Annotated in this window: 13 protein-coding genes, 1 tRNA gene and 1 other RNA gene; 11 read left to right on the plus strand and 4 right to left on the minus strand. The window is 26.8% G+C overall.

Going from position 1 to position 20,731, the window contains the following annotated elements; genetic code table 11:
- Window positions 1-41: 41 nt before the first annotated feature.
- The 8 genes from mreD to adk all read left to right on the plus strand — a co-directional run bounded on the left by mreD (window position 42) and on the right by adk (window position 12,502).
- Complete coding sequence (mreD, locus tag M9405_RS01375; RefSeq protein ID WP_250223488.1) at window positions 42-518, plus strand: rod shape-determining protein MreD; 477 nt, start codon at window positions 42-44, stop codon at window positions 516-518.
- Between the two features lie 400 nt (window positions 519-918).
- On the plus strand, window positions 919-2,388 hold the full coding sequence (gene tldD, locus M9405_RS01380) for a metalloprotease TldD (protein WP_250223489.1): 1,470 nt from the start codon (window positions 919-921) through the stop codon (window positions 2,386-2,388).
- Between the two features lie 313 nt (window positions 2,389-2,701).
- Window positions 2,702-4,042 carry a metalloprotease PmbA gene (pmbA, locus tag M9405_RS01385; RefSeq protein ID WP_250223490.1) on the plus strand — a complete coding sequence of 447 codons (1,341 nt, stop codon included), beginning with the start codon at window positions 2,702-2,704 and terminating at the stop codon, window positions 4,040-4,042.
- A gap of 946 nt (window positions 4,043-4,988) precedes the next feature.
- Complete coding sequence (lon, locus tag M9405_RS01390) at window positions 4,989-7,373, plus strand: endopeptidase La (protein WP_250223491.1); 2,385 nt, start codon at window positions 4,989-4,991, stop codon at window positions 7,371-7,373.
- A gap of 555 nt (window positions 7,374-7,928) precedes the next feature.
- Window positions 7,929-8,019, plus strand: an RNA gene (ffs, locus tag M9405_RS01395) — signal recognition particle sRNA small type.
- 688 nt (window positions 8,020-8,707) lie between these two features.
- Complete coding sequence (apt, locus tag M9405_RS01400; protein ID WP_250223492.1) at window positions 8,708-9,262, plus strand: adenine phosphoribosyltransferase; 555 nt, start codon at window positions 8,708-8,710, stop codon at window positions 9,260-9,262.
- A gap of 26 nt (window positions 9,263-9,288) precedes the next feature.
- Window positions 9,289-11,367, plus strand: a complete 2,079-nt coding sequence (gene dnaX / locus M9405_RS01405) for a DNA polymerase III subunit gamma/tau (protein ID WP_250223493.1) — start codon at window positions 9,289-9,291, stop codon at window positions 11,365-11,367.
- A 469-nt stretch (window positions 11,368-11,836) separates the two neighbouring features.
- Window positions 11,837-12,502, plus strand: coding sequence for an adenylate kinase (gene adk / locus M9405_RS01410; protein WP_250223494.1), 666 nt, complete (start codon window positions 11,837-11,839; stop codon window positions 12,500-12,502).
- 225 nt (window positions 12,503-12,727) lie between these two features.
- Here adk and M9405_RS01415 read toward each other — a convergent pair whose 3' ends face one another.
- A complete protein-coding gene (locus M9405_RS01415; RefSeq protein ID WP_250223495.1) occupies window positions 12,728-13,480 on the minus strand; it encodes a UDP-2,3-diacylglucosamine diphosphatase in 753 nt (250 codons plus the stop codon).
- 356 nt (window positions 13,481-13,836) lie between these two features.
- On the opposite strand from M9405_RS01415, the gene cysS reads away from it, so the two are divergent.
- On the plus strand, window positions 13,837-15,231 hold the full coding sequence (gene cysS, locus M9405_RS01420) for a cysteine--tRNA ligase (RefSeq protein WP_250223496.1): 1,395 nt from the start codon (window positions 13,837-13,839) through the stop codon (window positions 15,229-15,231).
- 45 nt (window positions 15,232-15,276) lie between these two features.
- Here the strand turns inward: cysS and folD are convergent, their stop codons facing one another.
- Window positions 15,277-16,134, minus strand: a complete 858-nt coding sequence (gene folD, locus M9405_RS01425; RefSeq protein ID WP_250223497.1) for a bifunctional methylenetetrahydrofolate dehydrogenase/methenyltetrahydrofolate cyclohydrolase FolD — start codon at window positions 16,132-16,134, stop codon at window positions 15,277-15,279.
- Between the two features lie 179 nt (window positions 16,135-16,313).
- Between folD and M9405_RS01430 the strand changes: the two genes are divergently transcribed.
- Window positions 16,314-16,387: transfer RNA gene (locus tag M9405_RS01430), tRNA-Arg, on the plus strand.
- A 116-nt stretch (window positions 16,388-16,503) separates the two neighbouring features.
- Entirely contained in the window at window positions 16,504-17,442 is a 939-nt protein-coding gene (locus M9405_RS01435; RefSeq protein ID WP_250223498.1) for a DMT family transporter, read from the plus strand.
- A gap of 176 nt (window positions 17,443-17,618) precedes the next feature.
- Here the strand turns inward: M9405_RS01435 and rodA are convergent, their stop codons facing one another.
- Window positions 17,619-18,731: a rod shape-determining protein RodA gene (gene rodA / locus M9405_RS01440; RefSeq protein ID WP_250223499.1), complete on the minus strand. Its 1,113-nt coding sequence runs from the start codon at window positions 18,729-18,731 to the stop codon at window positions 17,619-17,621.
- Window positions 18,732-18,773: 42 nt separating this feature from the next.
- Window positions 18,774-20,630 carry a peptidoglycan DD-transpeptidase MrdA gene (mrdA, locus tag M9405_RS01445; protein WP_250223500.1) on the minus strand — a complete coding sequence of 619 codons (1,857 nt, stop codon included), beginning with the start codon at window positions 20,628-20,630 and terminating at the stop codon, window positions 18,774-18,776.
- Window positions 20,631-20,731 lie beyond the last annotated feature (101 nt).

A 20,731-nucleotide genomic window follows, 5' to 3' on the forward strand; every position in this document is an offset into this window, starting at 1 on the left:
CCCATCATTACCTTTCAAACAATATAAATAAACAGATATAAATGCAACGTACTCACAAATTTCGGACTATATATAGCTCTTTTATAATTGCAATTATTCTGCAACTTATTCCAATTTTTCCGAAAACATGGTATTTCTACCCATCCTGGTCGCTAATGTTATTAATATACTGGACTACAATATGCCCAAATCAAGTAAATATAGGAACTGGATTCATACTAGGATTAATTACAGATATTGCTCTTGGTTCTAATTTAGGTATATGTTCTTTATCTTTTAGTATTCTTAATTATTTAACAATTCGAAAAATTTATTTTTTTAAACATACTCCAATTTGGCAACAATCCTGTATAATTGTATTATTTTCATTCCTGAATCAAAATATTATTTTTTTTGCAAAAATTCTAACAATAGAGATATCATACACACCAAAAATATTTTGTAATTGTTTACTAGATGGTAGTATCTGGGCTATATTTATTTTTGTGCACAAAAAAATTATAAAATTTAACGAATGATATAATATAAATCATTTCTGATAAACATTTTATGTTTTCAACTTTACTAGCATCAATAAAATTAACACAGAAATAATATTATTTATTGTTTTTACAAAAAAAATAACGCATAATAATTGCGATTATAAAAAATATAAAAACAGGATTTTTTTAAAATACAATAATTTTATTAACGCACAATATATAAATATTAAATTGTAAATAGTATAAAATTCTATATACGGTGAAATAATTAATAAAATCATAAAAATAACCCAATACTACAACATAATCTTTCTAAGAAAGCACCTAAAAATCATAAAAATTATTTTAGAATTTTATTGAAAATTCTAAAAACACCACTTGCAAATAGTGCATTTATACTTTGAGTATAAATAAAATGATTCATAATAGGAATGATATGAACTTAAATCTTGTTAGCGAACAATTATTAATCCCTAATGATCTCCAACACGATGACCTCGCATCGATATTAGATATGACTAAAAAATTACAGATAGACTATTCTGATATTTACTTAAAATCGTCTGTACATGAAACATGGATTTTAGAAGATAATATTATTAAATCTGGATCCTATACTATAGATCAAGGCGCAGGGATACGAATAATTATAGGAGACAAAACTGGATTTGCATATACTGATCAATTGAATTTAAATACATTAATGCAAAGTATGAAATACGCCGCTGATATTGCACATAAAAATCCTAAAAATGATAATATACAAAAATATAAATACATTTCTTCTAAAACACAAAAACTCACTAATAATACATATCACAATATAAATCCATTATCTAATATATCCACAGAAGAAAAAATTGAATTGTTAATGTGTATAAATAAAATCGCTAAAATTACTGATTCTAGAGTAAAAACAGTAAAAGCTCATTTATCTGGTTCTTATGAACAAATACTAATAGCAGCGACAGATGGAACATTAGCAGCTGATATACGACCGTTAATATATATTTCTATAATCATACAAGTAGAACATAATGGTAAAATAGAACAAGGTGTAAGCGGAGGAGGCGGAAGATGTGGGTACACTTTCTTCTCTGAACCCTTTAAAAATGGTGACACAAGAATAGAATATTGGACTAAAAAAGCAGTACTCATGGGTTTAGTAAATTTAGAATCTATAGCAGCACCAGCCGGTACTATGACTGTAGTATTAGGATCTGGGTGGCCAGGGATACTATTACATGAAGCAATAGGACACGGATTAGAAGGAGATTTTAATAGACGAGGCAGCTCCGCATTTTCAAAAAAAATTGGAAAACCAATAGCTTCTGAATTATGTACAATAGTAGATGATGCAACAATACCAGGGGCTCGTGGATCATTATTTATTGATGATGAAGGAGTTCCTGGTCAATACAATATTTTAATAAAAAACGGAATTTTAAAAAAATATATGCAAGATAAACTAAATGCAAAATTAATGGATACCCTGCCCACAGGTAATGGCAGGAGAGAAAATTATTCATCATTACCTATGCCTAGAATGACTAATACCTATATGTTACCCGGAACATTAACCCCAGAAGAAATAATTGATAGCGTTATTTATGGAATTTATGCTAAAAACTTTAGTGGAGGACAAGTAGATATCACATCAGGAAAATTTGTTTTTTCTACTTCTGAAGCCTTTTTAATAGAAAAAGGTCGTATTACTAAATCCATAAAAGGAGCGACATTAATCGGTTCAGGCATTGAAATTATGCAGAATATTTCTATGATTGGAAATGATCTATCTTTAGATGCAGGTGTAGGAACATGCATAAAAAATGGTCAAAGCCTACCGGTAGGAGTAGGGCAGCCTACTATAAAACTAAATAAAATTGTTGTTGGAGGAACCAATTAATTTATCAGAACCATATACAAAATTGAAAAAATTTTTATATTTAAATGTTATATAATTCATTTGTAATACTGACCTTCAATATAAATGTAAAAATTTTTAAAATTTTATTATCTACTAAAAATTGGTAATCAATGCTTCTTACGTTAAGTATTATATAATCATTGCAACTCTGACTATATAATTAATAAAAATCAACATTTTTAATTAACTAAAATGTATACTTTGTCTAATTTTAATATTTGTATTATCAGAATGATTATCTGAATTTTTAAATTGTATTTACAATTCACGATCTTTACTATAGGAGTAACACATGCATCATACACATGATATAACACAACAATGCAACTCTTTAAAAGAAACAGTAAACCATGCACTAAATATAGCGCACAAATATTCAAATACAGCAGAAATATCAATTACCAAAACTATAGGTATTACTATAAGTACTAGATACGGTAACTTAGAAAACGTAGAATTTAATAATAATACCATATTAAAAGTTACCGTATTTTGCGGGCAAAAAAAAGGCAGTGCTTTCTCAAGCAATCTCCACGAAAAAACATTAACATACACAATTAAACATGCGATAGATATTGCCACTTATACTTCCTTAGATCCATATTCAGGAATTGCTGATAAAGAATTATTATCGTTCAACGCTATGCATTTAGATTTATGTCATCCAATTAATTTAGACACTAAATTAGGAGCCAATTTAGCTGCTATTTCAGAACAAACAGCATTAAAATATGACAAACGTATTATTTATACTGAAGGGGGAAAATTTTCTAGTTCCCTTACCATTAAAGCATTTGGCAACAGCCATGGTATGCTACAAAGTTACACAAGTACTCAACATTATCTATGTTGTAGTATAATAGCTGAAAGTAACGGTATTATGGAACAAAATTATGCTTATACATTAAGTCGATCCTTAAATGATTTACGTTCACCTGAATGGGTTGGAACAGAATGCGCTAAAAGAACACTAGCTCAATTGCACTCTAAAAAATTAAAAACTATGGAATCTCCAATATTATTTTCTGCAGATATGGCTACAAGTCTATTCCAACACTTAGCAACAGCTATTCATGGAGATAACGTATATCGTAAAACCACATTTTTATTAAATTCATTAAAAACACAAATCTTTCCTAATTGGATATCAATTGAAGAATACCCACATATATTAAAAGGGTGGGGATCCGCGCCATTTGATAATGAAGGAGTACAAACAAAAAATCGTACTATTATAAAACATGGTATATTAAATACTTGGTTGTTAAATAGTTATTCTGCCCGTAAAATAGGATTAAAAAGCACTGGCCATGCTAATAACATCTATAATTGGCATATTAGTTATAAAAATTATAATTTTTCAGAATTAGTAAAGCTTATGAACCGTGGATTAATTGTTACTAATATAATGGGTCAAGGTGTTAATATAATAACTGGCGATTATTCAAAAGGTGTATCAGGTTTTTGGGTAGAAAATGGAAATATCCAATATCCAGTACACGAAATTACTATAGCTGGTAATTTAAGAAAAATGTTTTATAATATTGATTCCATTGGATGTGATATTGAAACACGTGGAAATATCATATGCGGATCCGTACTTATATCATCCATGATGATAGCAGGTATCTAAAAAGCAAAAAATTTTTTTTAATTAAAAAATCAAATTTTCCCATATTCATACTATGAATTGTTATATAAATAACAATCAAATTGGTCGCCCAACAAACACACACTTATGTGTAAGTCTATATCTATTCATACAGAAAATCAATTCTATACTAAATAATAGTAAAATTTTTTATAAAAATAGAATACTAACATATATTATTATATGTATATCAATAACTAAAACTCATTGTGTATTTATACCTAAAATTACACCGATAAATTTATCAAAAAAAATACTATCATTATTATCTTCAATTAATACATACATTTGCATATATTAAAACAGTTATTACCTTACATAATTCATGAGCTTAAGATAAACACTGCCTATATCTGTTAAAATATTTATCCCAGGTACATAACATATCAAAACACACAATCCAAATTGTGATAAATAAAGACCACTAAACATATATGATAACAAAATAAATTCATTAAATAAATAAATTATAATTTTTCATTATATAAATAAATCATCTATATGTATCTAATGTTCTTATAAAGAAGAAATTAATTTTTTAATGTTATTATCTCGTTATATATTTATATATAATTGAATAATATTTTTATTAAAACTTAATTAATTTTACTTAAACAAAATTTAAAAATATATTTTACTAAAATAGAAATTTTAATAATTTTAAAGTTCTAAACACACATATTTAATAAATCTAAAAATAATATTTATATTTCGTATTAAAAATTTTAAAATAACGAAAATATAACTATACTATAATATAATTTATTTATTTTCCCAAATCAGTAAGAAACTATTTATTTCTCTTTTGTAACGAATATATTGAATATAATTAATTCGTCCCCATATATCCAATTATCTGATTACGGAAAAGTCACATGAAAACATCCAGATTGTTGCAATCTAAAAACAAATCAAGAGAGATAATTCCATGAATGTTGAACAACCCAAACGCATAGAAATTCCTGTGTTACCTTTGCGTGACGTGGTGATATATCCCCATATGGTTATTCCATTATTCGTAGGTCGAGAAAAATCTATCAAATGTTTAGAATCTGCAATGAATAACGATAAAAAAATTATGTTAGTAGCTCAAAAAGATGCTTCTACTGATGAACCAAGTATTAATGATTTATTTCTAGTAGGAACAGTGTCAACAATATTACAAATGTTAAAACTTCCAGATGGAACAGTAAAGGTTTTAGTAGAAGGATTAAAAAGAGCCAAAATTATTGAAATTATAGATACCGGTAATCATTTCACAGCAAATGCAACTAGCTCTTTCGAAACCAAAGAACTAAATGAACGTGAACAAAAAGTATTGATGCGGGCTGTTATTCATCAATTTGAAGGATATATTAAATTAAATAAAAAAATACCTTTTGAAGTTTTAACATCTTTAAATAATATCAACAATGCGGATAGACTTGCCGATACTATAGCTGCTCACATGCCCCTAAAATTAAATGATAAACAATCTATATTAGAAATGTCAGACGTTACAGAACGGCTAGAATATTTAATTGCCACAATAGATACAGAAATTGAATTATTACAAATAGAACGTCGCATTCGTAATCGCGTAAAAAAACAAATGGAAAAAAGTCAACGTGAATATTATTTAAATGAACAAATGAAAGCTATACAAAAAGAGCTGGGAGAGCTAGATGACATCATTGATGAGAATGAATCTTTAAAAAGAAAAATAGAAACGGCAAAAATGCCAAAAGAAGCTAAAAATAAAGTAGAATCAGAATGGCAAAAATTGAAGATGATGTCCCCAATGTCTGCTGAAGCCACTGTGGTACGTGGCTACATTGATTGGATACTATCAGTCCCTTGGCACGCAAGAAGTAAAATGAAAAAAAATTTACTAAAAGCGCAAGAAAGCCTAGACAAAGACCACTATGGGCTAGACCGAGTTAAAGATCGTATATTAGAATATCTAGCAGTACAAAACAGAATCAATAAAATGAAGGGACCAATATTATGTTTAGTAGGACCTCCTGGGGTTGGAAAAACCTCCCTAGGTCAATCTATAGCTAAAGCTACTGGTCGTAAGTATGTTCGTATGGCATTAGGTGGTATGCGTGATGAAGCGGAAATTAGAGGACATAGGAGAACTTATATTGGTTCCATGCCTGGAAAGCTTATACAAAAAATTTCCAAAATTGGAGTAAAGAATCCACTATTTCTTTTAGATGAAATAGATAAAATATCTTTAGATATGCGCGGAGATCCTGCTGCTGCTTTATTGGAAGTATTAGATCCTGAACAAAATACTACTTTCAATGATCATTATCTAGAAATAGATTACGACTTATCTGATGTTATGTTTGTTGCCACCTCCAATTCTATGGATATTCCAAGCCCATTACTCGACAGAATGGAAGTAATAAAACTGTCTGGATATACCGAAGATGAAAAATTAAATATAGCTAAAAAACATTTGCTTAATAAGCAAATAGAACGTAACGCTTTAAAACCTGGGGAATTAACAATTCAAGATGATGCATTGATTGGAATAATTAGAAATTACACACGCGAAGCTGGAGTGCGTAATTTAGAACGTGAAATATCTAAATTATGTCGTAAAACAGTAAAAATATTACTAATGAATAAAAAAATTAAATGCATAACTATTGACAAAAATAACCTAAAAGATTTTTTAGGAATACAACGTTACGATTGCACTACATATGACCAAGAAAACAGAATCGGTCAGGTCATAGGATTAGCTTGGACTGAGGTAGGAGGCGATCTATTGACTATCGAAACTGCTTGTGTACCGGGAAAAGGCAAATTAACATACACTGGATCATTAGGTGAAGTTATGCAAGAATCCATACAAGCCGCTCTAACCGTAGTAAGAGCCCGTGCAGATAAATTAGGTATAAACAATGATTTCTACGAAAAGAAAGATATTCATGTTCATGTTCCAGAAGGCGCAACACCAAAAGATGGACCGAGCGCTGGTATAGCTATGTGTACTGCTTTAGTATCATGTTTAACCGGAAATTCTGTAAAAGCTAATATAGCAATGACAGGAGAAATAACGTTAAGAGGACAAATACTTCCTATAGGTGGACTAAAAGAAAAATTACTCGCAGCACATCGAGGAGGTATAAAAACAGTGCTAATACCGTATGAAAACAAAAGAGATTTAGAAGACATACCAAAAATTGTAGTAAATAATTTAAATATATATCCAGTAAAACAAATAGACGAAGTCTTGAAATTAGCTTTACAAAAAAATGCTATTCCCACAAATTTTCCAATAAAATCCACACCTAAAAAAAACCAGCTAGTAGTATAATACTACGTTATCTATTTTTTATTAATAGAACTTATTCATATAAGTATCATAATAATTATGCGATTAATCAAATATACTAAATAAAATAAAAATACCAACACACATTATTAAATAATACAAAAACATATACGTTGTAATAACATAAAAATATAAACAATAATAACCGTTATATTAATTTTCAAACTTATAAAATATCACCATATAATCAATAAAATTCATTTTTAATCCAATACTGTCACTCAGTATAATTAATATAAAAAATTATTTTTTAAAAAAAATACGATTTCATATTAAAACATAAAAATTAGTGTAATCTTTTACAAAAGATAATTTTTATATATTACACAAATATATAATTTATAAAATTATAAATTTTATAGATAACATTCAATTATATTAATAACATATAGCTATAGTAAAATATTTTAAAAAATATATTACAAACTTATATTAATAAGTTTTATTAACCGTATAAAACACAAATTTACTCAATAATAAAATATTATTTTTATTGAAATTTTAAAAAAATATATATAAAATCCAAGCTTGGGATGTTATGTAATTTAATAATAATAATATTTGTAAACCCGGTCAGGTCTGAAAAGAAGCAGCCGTATCAAAGAATTGTTTTAAACATTTTACTTAACATCCCAGATTTATTTTGTAAAAATCACTATCCATTTATACTATATACATAAAATATTTTATATAAAAATTTCTATATAAATAAAAACTAATAAGATTTTAATAAAAATTACAACATATGCATACCAAAAAATATATGTTTATAACGTGTATACGTTAACTACATTAAAATGTATAATTTATAAGGTATAATATATATTTAGTGAATACCATATATGAATATATAAATTAAAAAATCTTTATTAAATCCAAAAAAAATATTTTTATTAAAATATAAATATTTTATTTTATTTAAATTAATTACTTTGCATATCATTAATGATAATTAATTTTATTTGAAATATTAAATAAAAATTATTTTTAATATAGATAATTTATTAATTCTACATCAAAACACAAAATATTTACTGAAATTTTCATTTATTCAAAAAATCTACATTTATATTAAAAATATAATTAAATCTTAAAATCTATAAAATTAATACAATAAAATATATTTAACATATAATATATTCCAAAACGGAAAATAAAAAATTAATAAAATAATAAAATTTAAAAATATAAAATATTCAAAGTTGTTTTTTTAAATAAAAATAATATTTACTAACCATACAATAATTTTATTTATTTTTAATAATATAATTTCTATATGTATATTAATTACATTATTATTTTACTTTAGGCTAAATATGATAAGCGTTGTGAATCAACAATTAGCATTAATTAAAAAAAATATAAAATTTGTACCTAATTATCCTAAAAAAGGCATTTTATTTAGAGATATAACTACTTTATTAAAAAATCCAAAAGCTTACTCTGCTAGTATTACACTTTTAGCTCATCACTATAAAAATTATAAATTAAATAAAATTGTCGGAATAGAAGCTCGTGGTTTTCTGTTTAGCGCACCATTAGCATTAATATTAAAACTGGGGTTTATCCCAGCGCGTAAATCAGGTAAATTACCGCGTAACACTGTTAGTGAACCATATATTTTAGAATATGATAGCGGACGATTAGAAATACATACTGATTCAATTAAACCAGGAGACAAAATACTTATTATAGATGACTTATTAGCAACAGGTGGAACAATCGCAGCTGTAGTCAAATTAATAAGACGTTTAGGGGGAGAAGTCAATCATGCTGGTTTTCTAATAGATTTAAAAAATTTAGGAGGAAAATCATTCTTAAAAACCATAGGAATTAATTCTTATAGCCTAGTGATGTTTTCCGATAATTAAAAATTAAATAATTTGAGTATTATTCTATGAACTATCAAGTACTTGCTCGCAAATGGCGTCCAAAAAAATTTTCAGATGTAGTGGGACAAACCCATGTCATTACAGCGATTAAATACAGTTTCTTATTAAAAAAAATTCATCACGCCTACTTATTTAGCGGAACAAGAGGTATAGGGAAAACTACTATCGCAAGATTATTTGCAAAAGGATTAAACTGTACAACCGGCATAACATATGATATATGCTGCGCGTGCAATAATTGTCATGATATTCAATCAAATTGTTTTATCGACCTCATCGAAATAGACGCAGCATCACGCGCTAAAGTAGAAGAAACAAGAGAATTTCTAGACAATGTACAATATACACCATCTCGAGGTCGCTTTAAAATATATCTAATAGATGAAGTACACATGCTATCTCGACATAGTTTTAATGCCTTACTAAAAACACTAGAAGAACCTCCTAAGCACGTTAAATTTATTTTAGTCACCACTGAATATCAAAAACTACCTGAAACCATATTATCTAGATGTCTTCAATTTCACTTAAAACCTTTAAGTATTTCGCAATTAATTAATCAACTTAAATACATTCTTAGTCAAGAAAAAATCACAATAGAAGCTTATGCCTTAGAAACAATAGCACATGCATCTAAAGGATGTTTGCGGGATGCACTAAGTTTAACAGAACAAGCGATCGTATTAGGAAATAATAATATAACTGATGAAGTTATTAATAATATGTTCGGCATCGTAAACATAAAGCATCCGTTATCCTTAGTTAAAAATTTAATTAATGGTGATATAAATACTATAATGCGCCAAATTCAAAATTTTTCCAATCTAGGAGTTAACTGGGATCTTATTTTAAGCGAAATGCTTACCATTTTACAAAAAATATCCACAAACCAATTTTTAGCAAATTCTGAATTTACACAAATCCCATTATCCGAAACAAATAACTATATAAATCAATGTATATATAAACTAAGTAAACTTATCAATCCAGAAATGGTACAATTATATTACCAAATATTATTATCAGGTCGCAAAGAATTACCTTATGCTCCTAATAATCGCGTAGGAATAGAAATGATTATGCTAAGAGCCTTAGCATTTAAAGCTTCTAATCTAGATCATAGATATTACAAAAAACCACAAAATAACATAGATATAAATATCACAGAGCCAAATCTTAGTACTAAAACATCAGAACAACATGAAAAAAAAAATAATATTACTCATTATATTAGTAATGATCCCACACATGAAAGTCATGATATATTCAACATAATTAAAAAAAACACAACATTACATCTACACTCTAATTCTCATGTATCTAAACACTCACACGATACTGCTATACCACAAATCTCTAAATCTATATCTAAAAATAATCCAAAAAACATTACTATTTACATATTAAAAGCACGAGAAACATTATTAAAAGCTGAAAGACATAAAACATCAAATAAAACATATAATGCTTCTAATACAATAGAAACATTAAATAAAACAACACATAAAATACTAGAAAGATTTTCTAATATTCCCACAAAAACATTAAAAAATCTTCCTTATAATCCTAGTGTAAATAATACTATTTTATATACACCATTTAAAACCAATCTTATAGATAAGAACGCTCCAAAAATCCTAAACAATAATAATAATAAAAAAAATAATGTAATACTGAACAATATACTCAAAGAAGTAATCAATAAAAATACATGGGTCTCACAAATATATAGATTACAATTACCAGAAGATGCAAAAAAATTAGCTATGAACTCTTGGAAAGAACACATCTCTGAAAAAAAAATTTGTTTACATATTCGCTCTCACTATAAAAATTTAAATTTTCAAAAATTAATAGATATAATACAACACGCACTTAGCAAAGATATTGGCCAACCTATTTTACTAATAATCAAAAAAGATGATGATAACTCTATCCAGACTCCACTGGAATATATTAAAACTGTGTATATAAAAAAAATATCAAAAATAAAAAAAGAACTTTCCTATGATTATAACATAAAAATTATTAAAGATTTTTTTTCAGCAAAAATAGATATAAAAAGCACAAAAATTCTTGAATAAAAATTCAAATAAACTGCAAATTATAAAAAGCATATCGTTTGTATTTATATGAAACTTTAATACATAAAGAATATATATCGTTATAATACTAACATCCGCTAAAAATAGTTACATTGACAATAGCATTAAACATAATTAACTCAAAATCTCAACTAACATATTAGCACTGTCATAAAATATAAACTTTATTTATATAATATAATTGATTTTTTAATTTATTAGAATTATTCAAAATATATAAAAATTCATTACTAATAAATATTAAATAATAATTTTGTAACTATCCAAATTAACATATACAACTAATAATATAAATTATTATTATTTTAATAATACTATAAATATATATTTACCACCCTAAAAATTAATATTCATTTTCAACATAAACATGTTATCATCTAGTGTGTATGTTAATTTTAAATATTTATTGGTTTAATTTTTATAATATCCCACTAAAAGGTAATATCTTGTGACACGTATAGTATTATTGGGACCACCTGGTTCAGGAAAAGGTACTCAAGCTCATCTTATTTCACAAAGACATAATATACCGAACATTTCTACAGGAATAATATTAAGACAAGCATTACATCAAAGCTCGTATAATCAAAATGATAATATTCCAAAAAATATTATAAATGTGGTAAAAACTGGACAATTAGTCCAAGACGATATAATCGTACAACTAATAAACACACGTATTAATAAAAATGATTGCCATAACGGATTTTTATTAGATGGATTTCCTAGAACAATACCACAAGCTCTATATATGAAAAAATACAAAATACATATAAATTATGTAATAGAATTTGTAGTATCACAGTCAGTTGTTGTTACTAGAATCACCGGAAGACGCGTACACCTCGCTTCAGGAAGAACTTACCATACTAAATTTAATCCCCCTAAAAATCATGGTCTAGATGATATAACAGGCGATCGTCTTACCATCAGACAAGACGATCGCGCTAATACTATTAAACAAAGATTAAAAATCTATTACAAACATACTAAACCATTAACTCTTTTTTATCAAAAAGAAGCTAAAAACAAAAAAATACAATATTTTTCTATTAATGGAAATCGAACGATCCCTGAAATTTATAAAGAACTAATAAATATAATTCCGAATTAATACAAAAATAGAATATTACTAATTTTAGTATACTGATTTTAATAGTAAAATTTATTTATTTTTAAAATTTAAATATATTTTTTAACTGTAACTTTATAAAAGAACAAACATTCTTTTCATAAAAATGCTAAAACTATAAAATTTACATATCCCAACACAAAAATTTATACAATTCAATACAATTGAATTGTCAACAAAAATTAATATTCTTCAAAAAAAATTAAACTATCTACGTACTACGTTTAATGGAAATTTCAAAAATATAATACTATTATTTTTTTCATCTATTTTAATCATAGATCCATATTTATTCCACTTACCTAATGCTATTATTTTTAATGTATCCGTTTTAGATTTACAAATCTTATAAATAACTGGCTTATGCGTATGGCCATGAATCATAACATCTGCGCGATTTGCAATTAACATATCTATTGCCAATTTTAAACTAATACTAACACTGTTCTTCGGTTTATTTTTAATTTTTCTACACTTTATACACCAAAAACGTACAAAATTAAAAATTTTTAAACGCACAGTTAACGGTAACAATAAAAACAATTTTTGTATCAAAATATTCCGATAAAATTTTCGAAACAATTGATATAATCTATCATTAACACATAATATATCACCATGCAAAATAATTATCTTTATTCCTGATGCTAATTTCAAAACTTTTTCTGCAGGCAATAATATCATACCACAAGATTCTGCATATTTTCTTCCCAATAAAAAATCATGATTCCCATGAATAAAATAACAAGGAATTTTTTTATTTAACTCCTTTAAAGCATTAGCAACATCAATATGTAATAAATTATTATCATCATCTCCTAACCAAATTTCAAATAAATCTCCTAAAATATACAAGGCTTGAGCACGAATTGCCTGATGCTTCAAAAAATATAAAAAACCATTGGTAACATCTGGAGATCGCATACATAAATGCACATCTGAAATAAAAAAAAGAGACATATAATCTATATTAATAGTTGTTGCTCATATATCAACTCAATTAAATGAAAAAATTAAAACATTAACCTTAAATAAATACTCGTGCGTACTAATAAATTCTAATTTACTCAAGATCTAACTATTTAGTAGTTTACATATATTAAACAAAATATCTATAATATTATTATATTAAACATAAGAAATTATATAAAAACTTTTATATATTTTATAATAATACTTTTTTATTAAAAAAAGAAAGATTTGATATTAATTGATTAAATTGTATTTTTTATTAAAATATCCAAAATTAAAAACAAAAAATATAACAATAAATATGTTATTGTTATATTTTAGTTATATAAAATAAAGAAATTAAAATGCTTAAAATCTTTAATACCTTAACAAAAAAAAAAGAAAAAATTGTCCCTATCACTCACGGAAAAATTAACATATACGTTTGTGGAGTTACAACTTATGATTTATGTCATATTGGACATGCAAGAACCTTCATAATATTTGATATTATAATACGTTACCTACGCCATTGCGGTTATCAAATAAATTATACCAGAAATATTACAGATATAGACGATAAGATAATAAAAAAATCTCAAGAAAATCATGAAACTATTACACAGTTCACCGCACGCATGATTACAGAAATGCATATTGACTTAGACGCATTAAACATATTACGTCCAAATCATGAACCAAAAGTTACTGAATATATTGATGATATCATCACATTTATTGGTCAATTAATCAAAAAAAAACACGCATATATATCTCCTAATGGAGATGTAATATTTTCATTAAAAAATATAAGTAATTATGGAATCTTATCTAATCTGCGTAATACTTCTTATAAAACCAATAATACATTTAAAAAATCAATTTTTAAAAAAAATCCTATGGATTTTGTATTATGGAAAACTTCAAAATTAAACGAACCAAGATGGGCATCCCCATGGGGATTTGGCCGTCCTGGCTGGCATATTGAATGTTCTGCAATAAATTATGCTATCTTTGGGACAAAATTAGACATTCATGGCGGAGGATCAGATTTAATATTCCCACATCATGATAATGAAATAGCTCAATCTGAAAGCATTTATCATAGCCCTTATGCTAAAACATGGATTCATACTGGCATGCTATTAATTAATAAAGAAAAAATGTCAAAATCATTAAATAATGTTTTTACCATACGTGATATTTTAAAGCGTTACAATTCAGAAACAATAAGATTTTTCTTACTATCCGCTCATTATCGAAGCCAATTAAAATATGATGAACAAAACCTTAAAAATGCTCACAAATCTTTAAAACACCTCTATATCGCTTTACAAAACACTAATCCAGCCCTCCAACCAATTGGAGGAGAAAATTTTATAGAACAATTTATTTCTGCGATAAATGATGATTTTAACACTCCAGCAGCCTATTCCGTTCTATTTAAAATTGCTAATAAATTAAATAATTTAAAAACTCAAAAACACCCGCTCACTCATGGTTTAGCCTCTACTTTAAAATATTTAGCTAATATTATTGGATTACTATACCAAAAACCAGAAATATTCTTACAACAAAATACATTCATAAAAAAAAATCGTTATGAAAAAATTCAAAAATTAATTCAATATCGTGAATATGCACGTAAAAATAACCAATGGAAACTAGCAGATAGAATAAGAAACATACTAAATAATTTAGGAATAAGATTGGAAGATAATAACACAGGCAAAACAAAATGGTATTTTGATAAAAGATAAAAAATTAAATTTATTACTAAATACCATATAAAATATATAATAATATTATTCACGAATATGATAATAATATGCTTGTAAAGTATTTTGAATGAGTGTTGCTACTGTCATCGGACCAACTCCACCTGGCACTGGTGTTATATAAGACGCTCTTTTGAGAGCACTAGGAAAATGTATATCACCTACAATGCTTCCATCATTTAATCTATTAATACCCACATCGATAACTATCGCCCCTTGTTTTATCCAAGAACCAGGTATAAAATTGGCTTTACCTACCGCTACAATTAGCAAATCAGCATTTTCTATATATATTTTTAAATTTTTAGTAAAACGATGAGTTATTGATACAGTACATCCTGCTAATAATAATTCCATGCTCATAGGTCGACCTACTATATTCGATGCACCGACTACTACTGCATGTAAAATAAACATATCTATATTGTATCGTTCTAATAACGTAATAATACCCCGTGAAGTACAAGGTCTTAACACCGGGGAACGTTGACATAAACGACCAATATTATACGGATGAAAACCATCAACATCTTTATCAGGAGATATACGTTCTAAAATATTTATTTTGTTCAATTTGCTTGGCAGAGGCAACTGCAAAAGAATACCATCCACACGAATATCTTTATTTAAAACATCAATTAACTTAAAAATTTCATACTCTGTAACTGTAATTGGTAAAATATACAGAAATGAAACAAAACCAACCTGTTCACATGCTTTTTTTTTACTAATAACATATATCTCAGAAATTGGATCATGTCCTATCAAAATCATAGCTAATCCCGGAGCTCTATTACCAGAATTAATATTCTTATGAACTTGACATGCTATTTCTTTTTTAATTTCTTCGGAAATATGCTTACCATCAATTATTTTAGCGACCATTTTAATAATTATCCAATTATTATATATTAATATAATATTATTGTAGATATTCATATTAATTATAAATTATGTTGATTTCCTTAATTCACTAAATTTACCTTATAAAAAATATATAAAAGAAAATTTAATATAATTGCAGATATATTAAAATACTTTATACTTAGTATAATATGATTAATGCGCCCTTAACTCAATCGGACAGAGTAACAGCCTTCTAAGCTGTAAGCTATAGGTTCAAGTCCTATAGGGCGCATCATAATAACACAAAACATAAATACAAATAAATAATTTTTGCAATCACATGTATTTACATCACACATTAATAATGCTATTTATTAACAAACACTTTAATAAATAATTAATAATACTATGATTATAGGAATTATGTTTGCTATAATATCTGGATTATTATGGGGTCTAATATTTGTTGGTCCTCTATTAATACCAGAATATCCGAGTATCCTACAAGCATCAGGTCGTTATATTGCGTTTGGGTTAATATCATTACCATTATCATGGTATAATAGAAAATACTTACGACAATTACTTCTACAAGATTGGTTAGAAGCAATAAAATTAGTAGTTACAGGACATTTAATATATTATACATGTTTAACATGTGCTATTCAACGAATAGGAGCTCCGATTTCAACAGCTATCATAGGAACTATACCCTTAACATTGACTATAGTAACATTCATTTTTTATCCAGATAAAAAAATATCAAAAAACACCCTATTAATTTCCTTATTTTTAATTGGAACAGGTTTATTATGTGTCAATATTTCTGAACTTCAGTATAAAAAGTGCATATTCAGTATATGGCAATACATAAGTGGCATAATCTTAGCAATTGCATCAGTATTATGTTGGACATGGTATGCATTAAGAAATACATATTGGTTAAAAACACATCCATCCTGTAAACCTATGACTTGGGCTAATGTGCAAGGAATAGTTATACTGCCATTATCTTGCTTAATTTATTTTCTAGTATGTACCTTATATCCAAATTTAACTCAAGAAGAATTTAAATTACCTTTCGGACCTAGACCAATTTTTTTTATTTTACTAATGATAATAATTGGATTTTGTTGCTCTTGGTTGGGTACGTTTTTTTGGAACGAAGCTAGTCAAAGACTTCCGGCTACATTAATTGGGCCATTAATAATATTTGAAACCATTTCCGGTTTAATTTATTCATTTATACATAGACGATCATGGCCATCACCACTAATAATAGTAGGCATATTTTTACTATTATCTGGAGTAACATATATTACAAAAATTTATAAAAATACACACTAACATATTTATATAAATTACCAAAAAAATTAAGATTTAAAAAAATAACACACATGAACAATTCAATGATTATTTCTTTTTAACTATAAAAATTTAAAAATCATGTGTTAGTAGAACACATGCATAAAGCAAATCTCTATGTAATACTACATAATGTATTCATGTAGCTGTTGTAACTATTACAAAATCTTAGATATCATTTTTCTGTGACCGTTAATTGACATAACAATACCAAATCCTGCCATTAATCCTGACAACGATGAACCTCCATAACTTATTAATGGCAATGGAACACCTACTATTGGTAATAGCCCGCTAACCATACCGATATTTACAATAACACATATGCATAATACTAACATAAATCCTCCTACAATTAATCGACCAAACATATGCGATATACTTATAGCAATAAAAAAACCACGAAATATTATTCCCAAATACAAACACAATAATACTATTATCCCCAAAAAACCTAATTCTTCACCTAAAACTGAAAAAATAAAATCAGTATGACGCTCAGGCAAAAATTCTAACCGTGATTGAGTCCCATGTAACCATCCCTTTCCAGTAAAACCCCCTGAACCTATCGCAATTTTAGATTGAATAATATGATACCCTGATCCTAAAGGATCCAATTCTGGATGTAATAACGTTTTAATTCTATCTTGTTGGTACTTATGCATACAAAATAACCAAAATATAGGAATAACAAAAATTATTAGCAACAATGTTGATACAATTAATTTCCAACTAATTCCAGATAAAAATAATACAAATAAACCAGAACTAATTATCAACATCGCTGTACCTAAATCTGGCTGTAAAAATACAAATACCGTAGGAAAAAATATAAGTAATAAAGTAACACTAATATTCATTAGTGATGGGGGGTGAGAAGCTTTACTCAAATAATTAGCTACCATAAGTAAAACAGAAATTTTTACTATTTCTGATGGTTGAAATCTGATAATACCAAAATCTAACCAACGTTGAGCCCCTTTACTAATTTGCCCCATAATGTTCACTAATATTAATAATATAATACAACAAACATATACATAAGGCGTTAAAACTTCATAAGTCCTAGGAGGAATCTGCGCTAATATTAACATAATTATCATACCACCTATAACTTGCAATATTCTTAAACGTATTATTTCAAAATTTTGTCCACAAGCACTCCACATTATAAAAATACCATATAATAACAAAATAATAATTAACAAAAACAACTTCACATCAATATGATATTTATTCCATATTGAATATCTTCCAATAATTTGTTTCATAAATACATAATAATTAATTGTTTATAACAAACCATGTTTATACTATTTCATCAAAACATAATCAAATATTTTTCTTGTAATCGTGCCTGTCGATAACCCAATTCCTCCGTTTTCTAAAATTATAACTACAGCTACTGTAGGTTTCTCGTATGGAGCAAAAGCAGTCATTAATTTATGATCTTTAAGATATATAGAAATACTATTTTGATCATATTTTTGACTGGATTTTAAACTAAATAATTGCGCAGTACCAGATTTTGCTGCAGCTTTATATGAAGCATCAGAAAAACTGCTATTCACTGTTCCATTAGGACGATTAGCAGCCCCAAACATTCCATCTTTAGCAATTTTCCATACATTAGATTTTGGATCGCCTACTTGATCATATTTTATTTGACGATATGGAATATGATCTTTATCTAAAATAATACTATTAAGCAAATGTGGTATGCGCACATTACCATCATTAATTAATGTTACTAAAGCTTTAGACATCTGAACAGGTGTTGCTGTCCAATATCCTTGCCCTATTCCTACAGAAATAGTATCACCCTGATACCAAGGTTTTTTAAAACGCTGGATTTTCCATGCTTTTGTTGGCATCACGCCTGTCAATTCTTCAAATATATCTATACCAGTAGCTCTGCCATAGCCAAATTTACTCATCCATTCGGATAAATTATCTATTCCCATTTTATATGCTATCTGATAAAAAAAAGTATCAGACGATTCTTCAATTGCTTTAGTAATATTCAACTCTCCATGTCCCCATCGTTTCCAATCTCGAAAACGTTTGTCTGATCCTGGTAATTGCCACCAACCAGGATCAAAAAATAAAAAATTTTTATTAATTATACCCAAAATTAATGCAGATACTGAAATATAAGGTTTTACTGTAGATGCTGGAGGATACATACCTTGAGTAGCGCGATTAAGTAAAGGACAATTGCTATCACGCAGTAATGTACTATATTCTGAATTAGATATACCGTTAACAAATAAATTTGGATCATAACTAGGATGTGAAATTAAAGATAGAATACCTCCATCTCTCGGATCTAACACAATTACAGAAGATCTACTGCCCGTTAATAATTTTATTATATATTGTTGTAAACTAACATCTAATGTTAAAATAATATTTTTTCCTGGTATAGGAGGTTGCTCATATAATTTTCTAATAACTTTTCCACGATTATTAATTTCTACCACTCCATAACCAGGAGTTCCACATAAAATATTTTCATAATAACGTTCAATACCCAATCTACCTATACTAAGAGCATTAGAAAAACAACGATCATTAAATATTCCTAGTTTATTGAATTGTTTTATATCCTCTTTATTAACTTTAGATACATATCCTATAACATGAGTTAAAACTGATCCATAAGGATAATAACGACGTTGATAACCTTTAATTTTTACTCCAGAAAATTTAAATTTATTCACCGCAAAACGAGCCTGTTGCTCCTCAGTTAAATTTACTTTAATAGGTAAATTATCAAATTTAGAGGCTCGCTTAAGTACATGTTCAAAACGTATAATATCATTGTCACTTAAATTTAATAAAGATTTTAACTCATGAATAGTATAATATAAATTATCAGTATTATCTGGAACAATTTCTAATTGATAAACGGTACGATTTGATGCTAATTCCATGCCATTACGGTCATAAATAATACCTCTTTTTGGTAGTATTGGAATAATTTTAATACGATTTTTATTAGAAAAAGTAGTATACAATTGAAAATTCACTATTTGAATTTGATACAAATTAATAAATAAAACACTAATAATTAATAAAATAACAACATACGCAATTACCATACGACGTATAAATAAAACTAATTCAACTGAATAATTATTAAAAATTTGAAAATTACTTACATTCATTACATTAATATTTATTAATATTATTTTCTAAAAAACACTACTTCATTAATTTATGACCAATACATAAATATTGTCTCCTATAACATAAATTTTAAACGATT

This window comes from Candidatus Blochmannia ocreatus (assembly GCF_023585745.1).
Taxonomy (GTDB): domain Bacteria; phylum Pseudomonadota; class Gammaproteobacteria; order Enterobacterales; family Enterobacteriaceae; genus Blochmanniella; species Blochmanniella ocreatus.

Coding starts and splice junctions, on each gene's coding strand:
- mreD (WP_250223488.1), top strand. CDS start 42: ATGCAACGTACTCACAAATTTCGGACTATATATAGCTCTTTTATAATT.
- tldD (WP_250223489.1), top strand. CDS start 919: ATGAACTTAAATCTTGTTAGCGAACAATTATTAATCCCTAATGATCTC.
- pmbA (WP_250223490.1), top strand. CDS start 2,702: ATGCATCATACACATGATATAACACAACAATGCAACTCTTTAAAAGAA.
- lon (WP_250223491.1), top strand. CDS start 4,989: ATGAATGTTGAACAACCCAAACGCATAGAAATTCCTGTGTTACCTTTG.
- apt (WP_250223492.1), top strand. CDS start 8,708: ATGATAAGCGTTGTGAATCAACAATTAGCATTAATTAAAAAAAATATA.
- dnaX (WP_250223493.1), top strand. CDS start 9,289: ATGAACTATCAAGTACTTGCTCGCAAATGGCGTCCAAAAAAATTTTCA.
- M9405_RS01415 (WP_250223495.1), bottom strand. CDS start 13,480: ATGTCTCTTTTTTTTATTTCAGATGTGCATTTATGTATGCGATCTCCA.
- cysS (WP_250223496.1), top strand. CDS start 13,837: ATGCTTAAAATCTTTAATACCTTAACAAAAAAAAAAGAAAAAATTGTC.
- folD (WP_250223497.1), bottom strand. CDS start 16,134: ATGGTCGCTAAAATAATTGATGGTAAGCATATTTCCGAAGAAATTAAA.
- M9405_RS01435 (WP_250223498.1), top strand. CDS start 16,504: ATGATTATAGGAATTATGTTTGCTATAATATCTGGATTATTATGGGGT.
- rodA (WP_250223499.1), bottom strand. CDS start 18,731: ATGAAACAAATTATTGGAAGATATTCAATATGGAATAAATATCATATT.
- mrdA (WP_250223500.1), bottom strand. CDS start 20,630: ATGAATGTAAGTAATTTTCAAATTTTTAATAATTATTCAGTTGAATTA.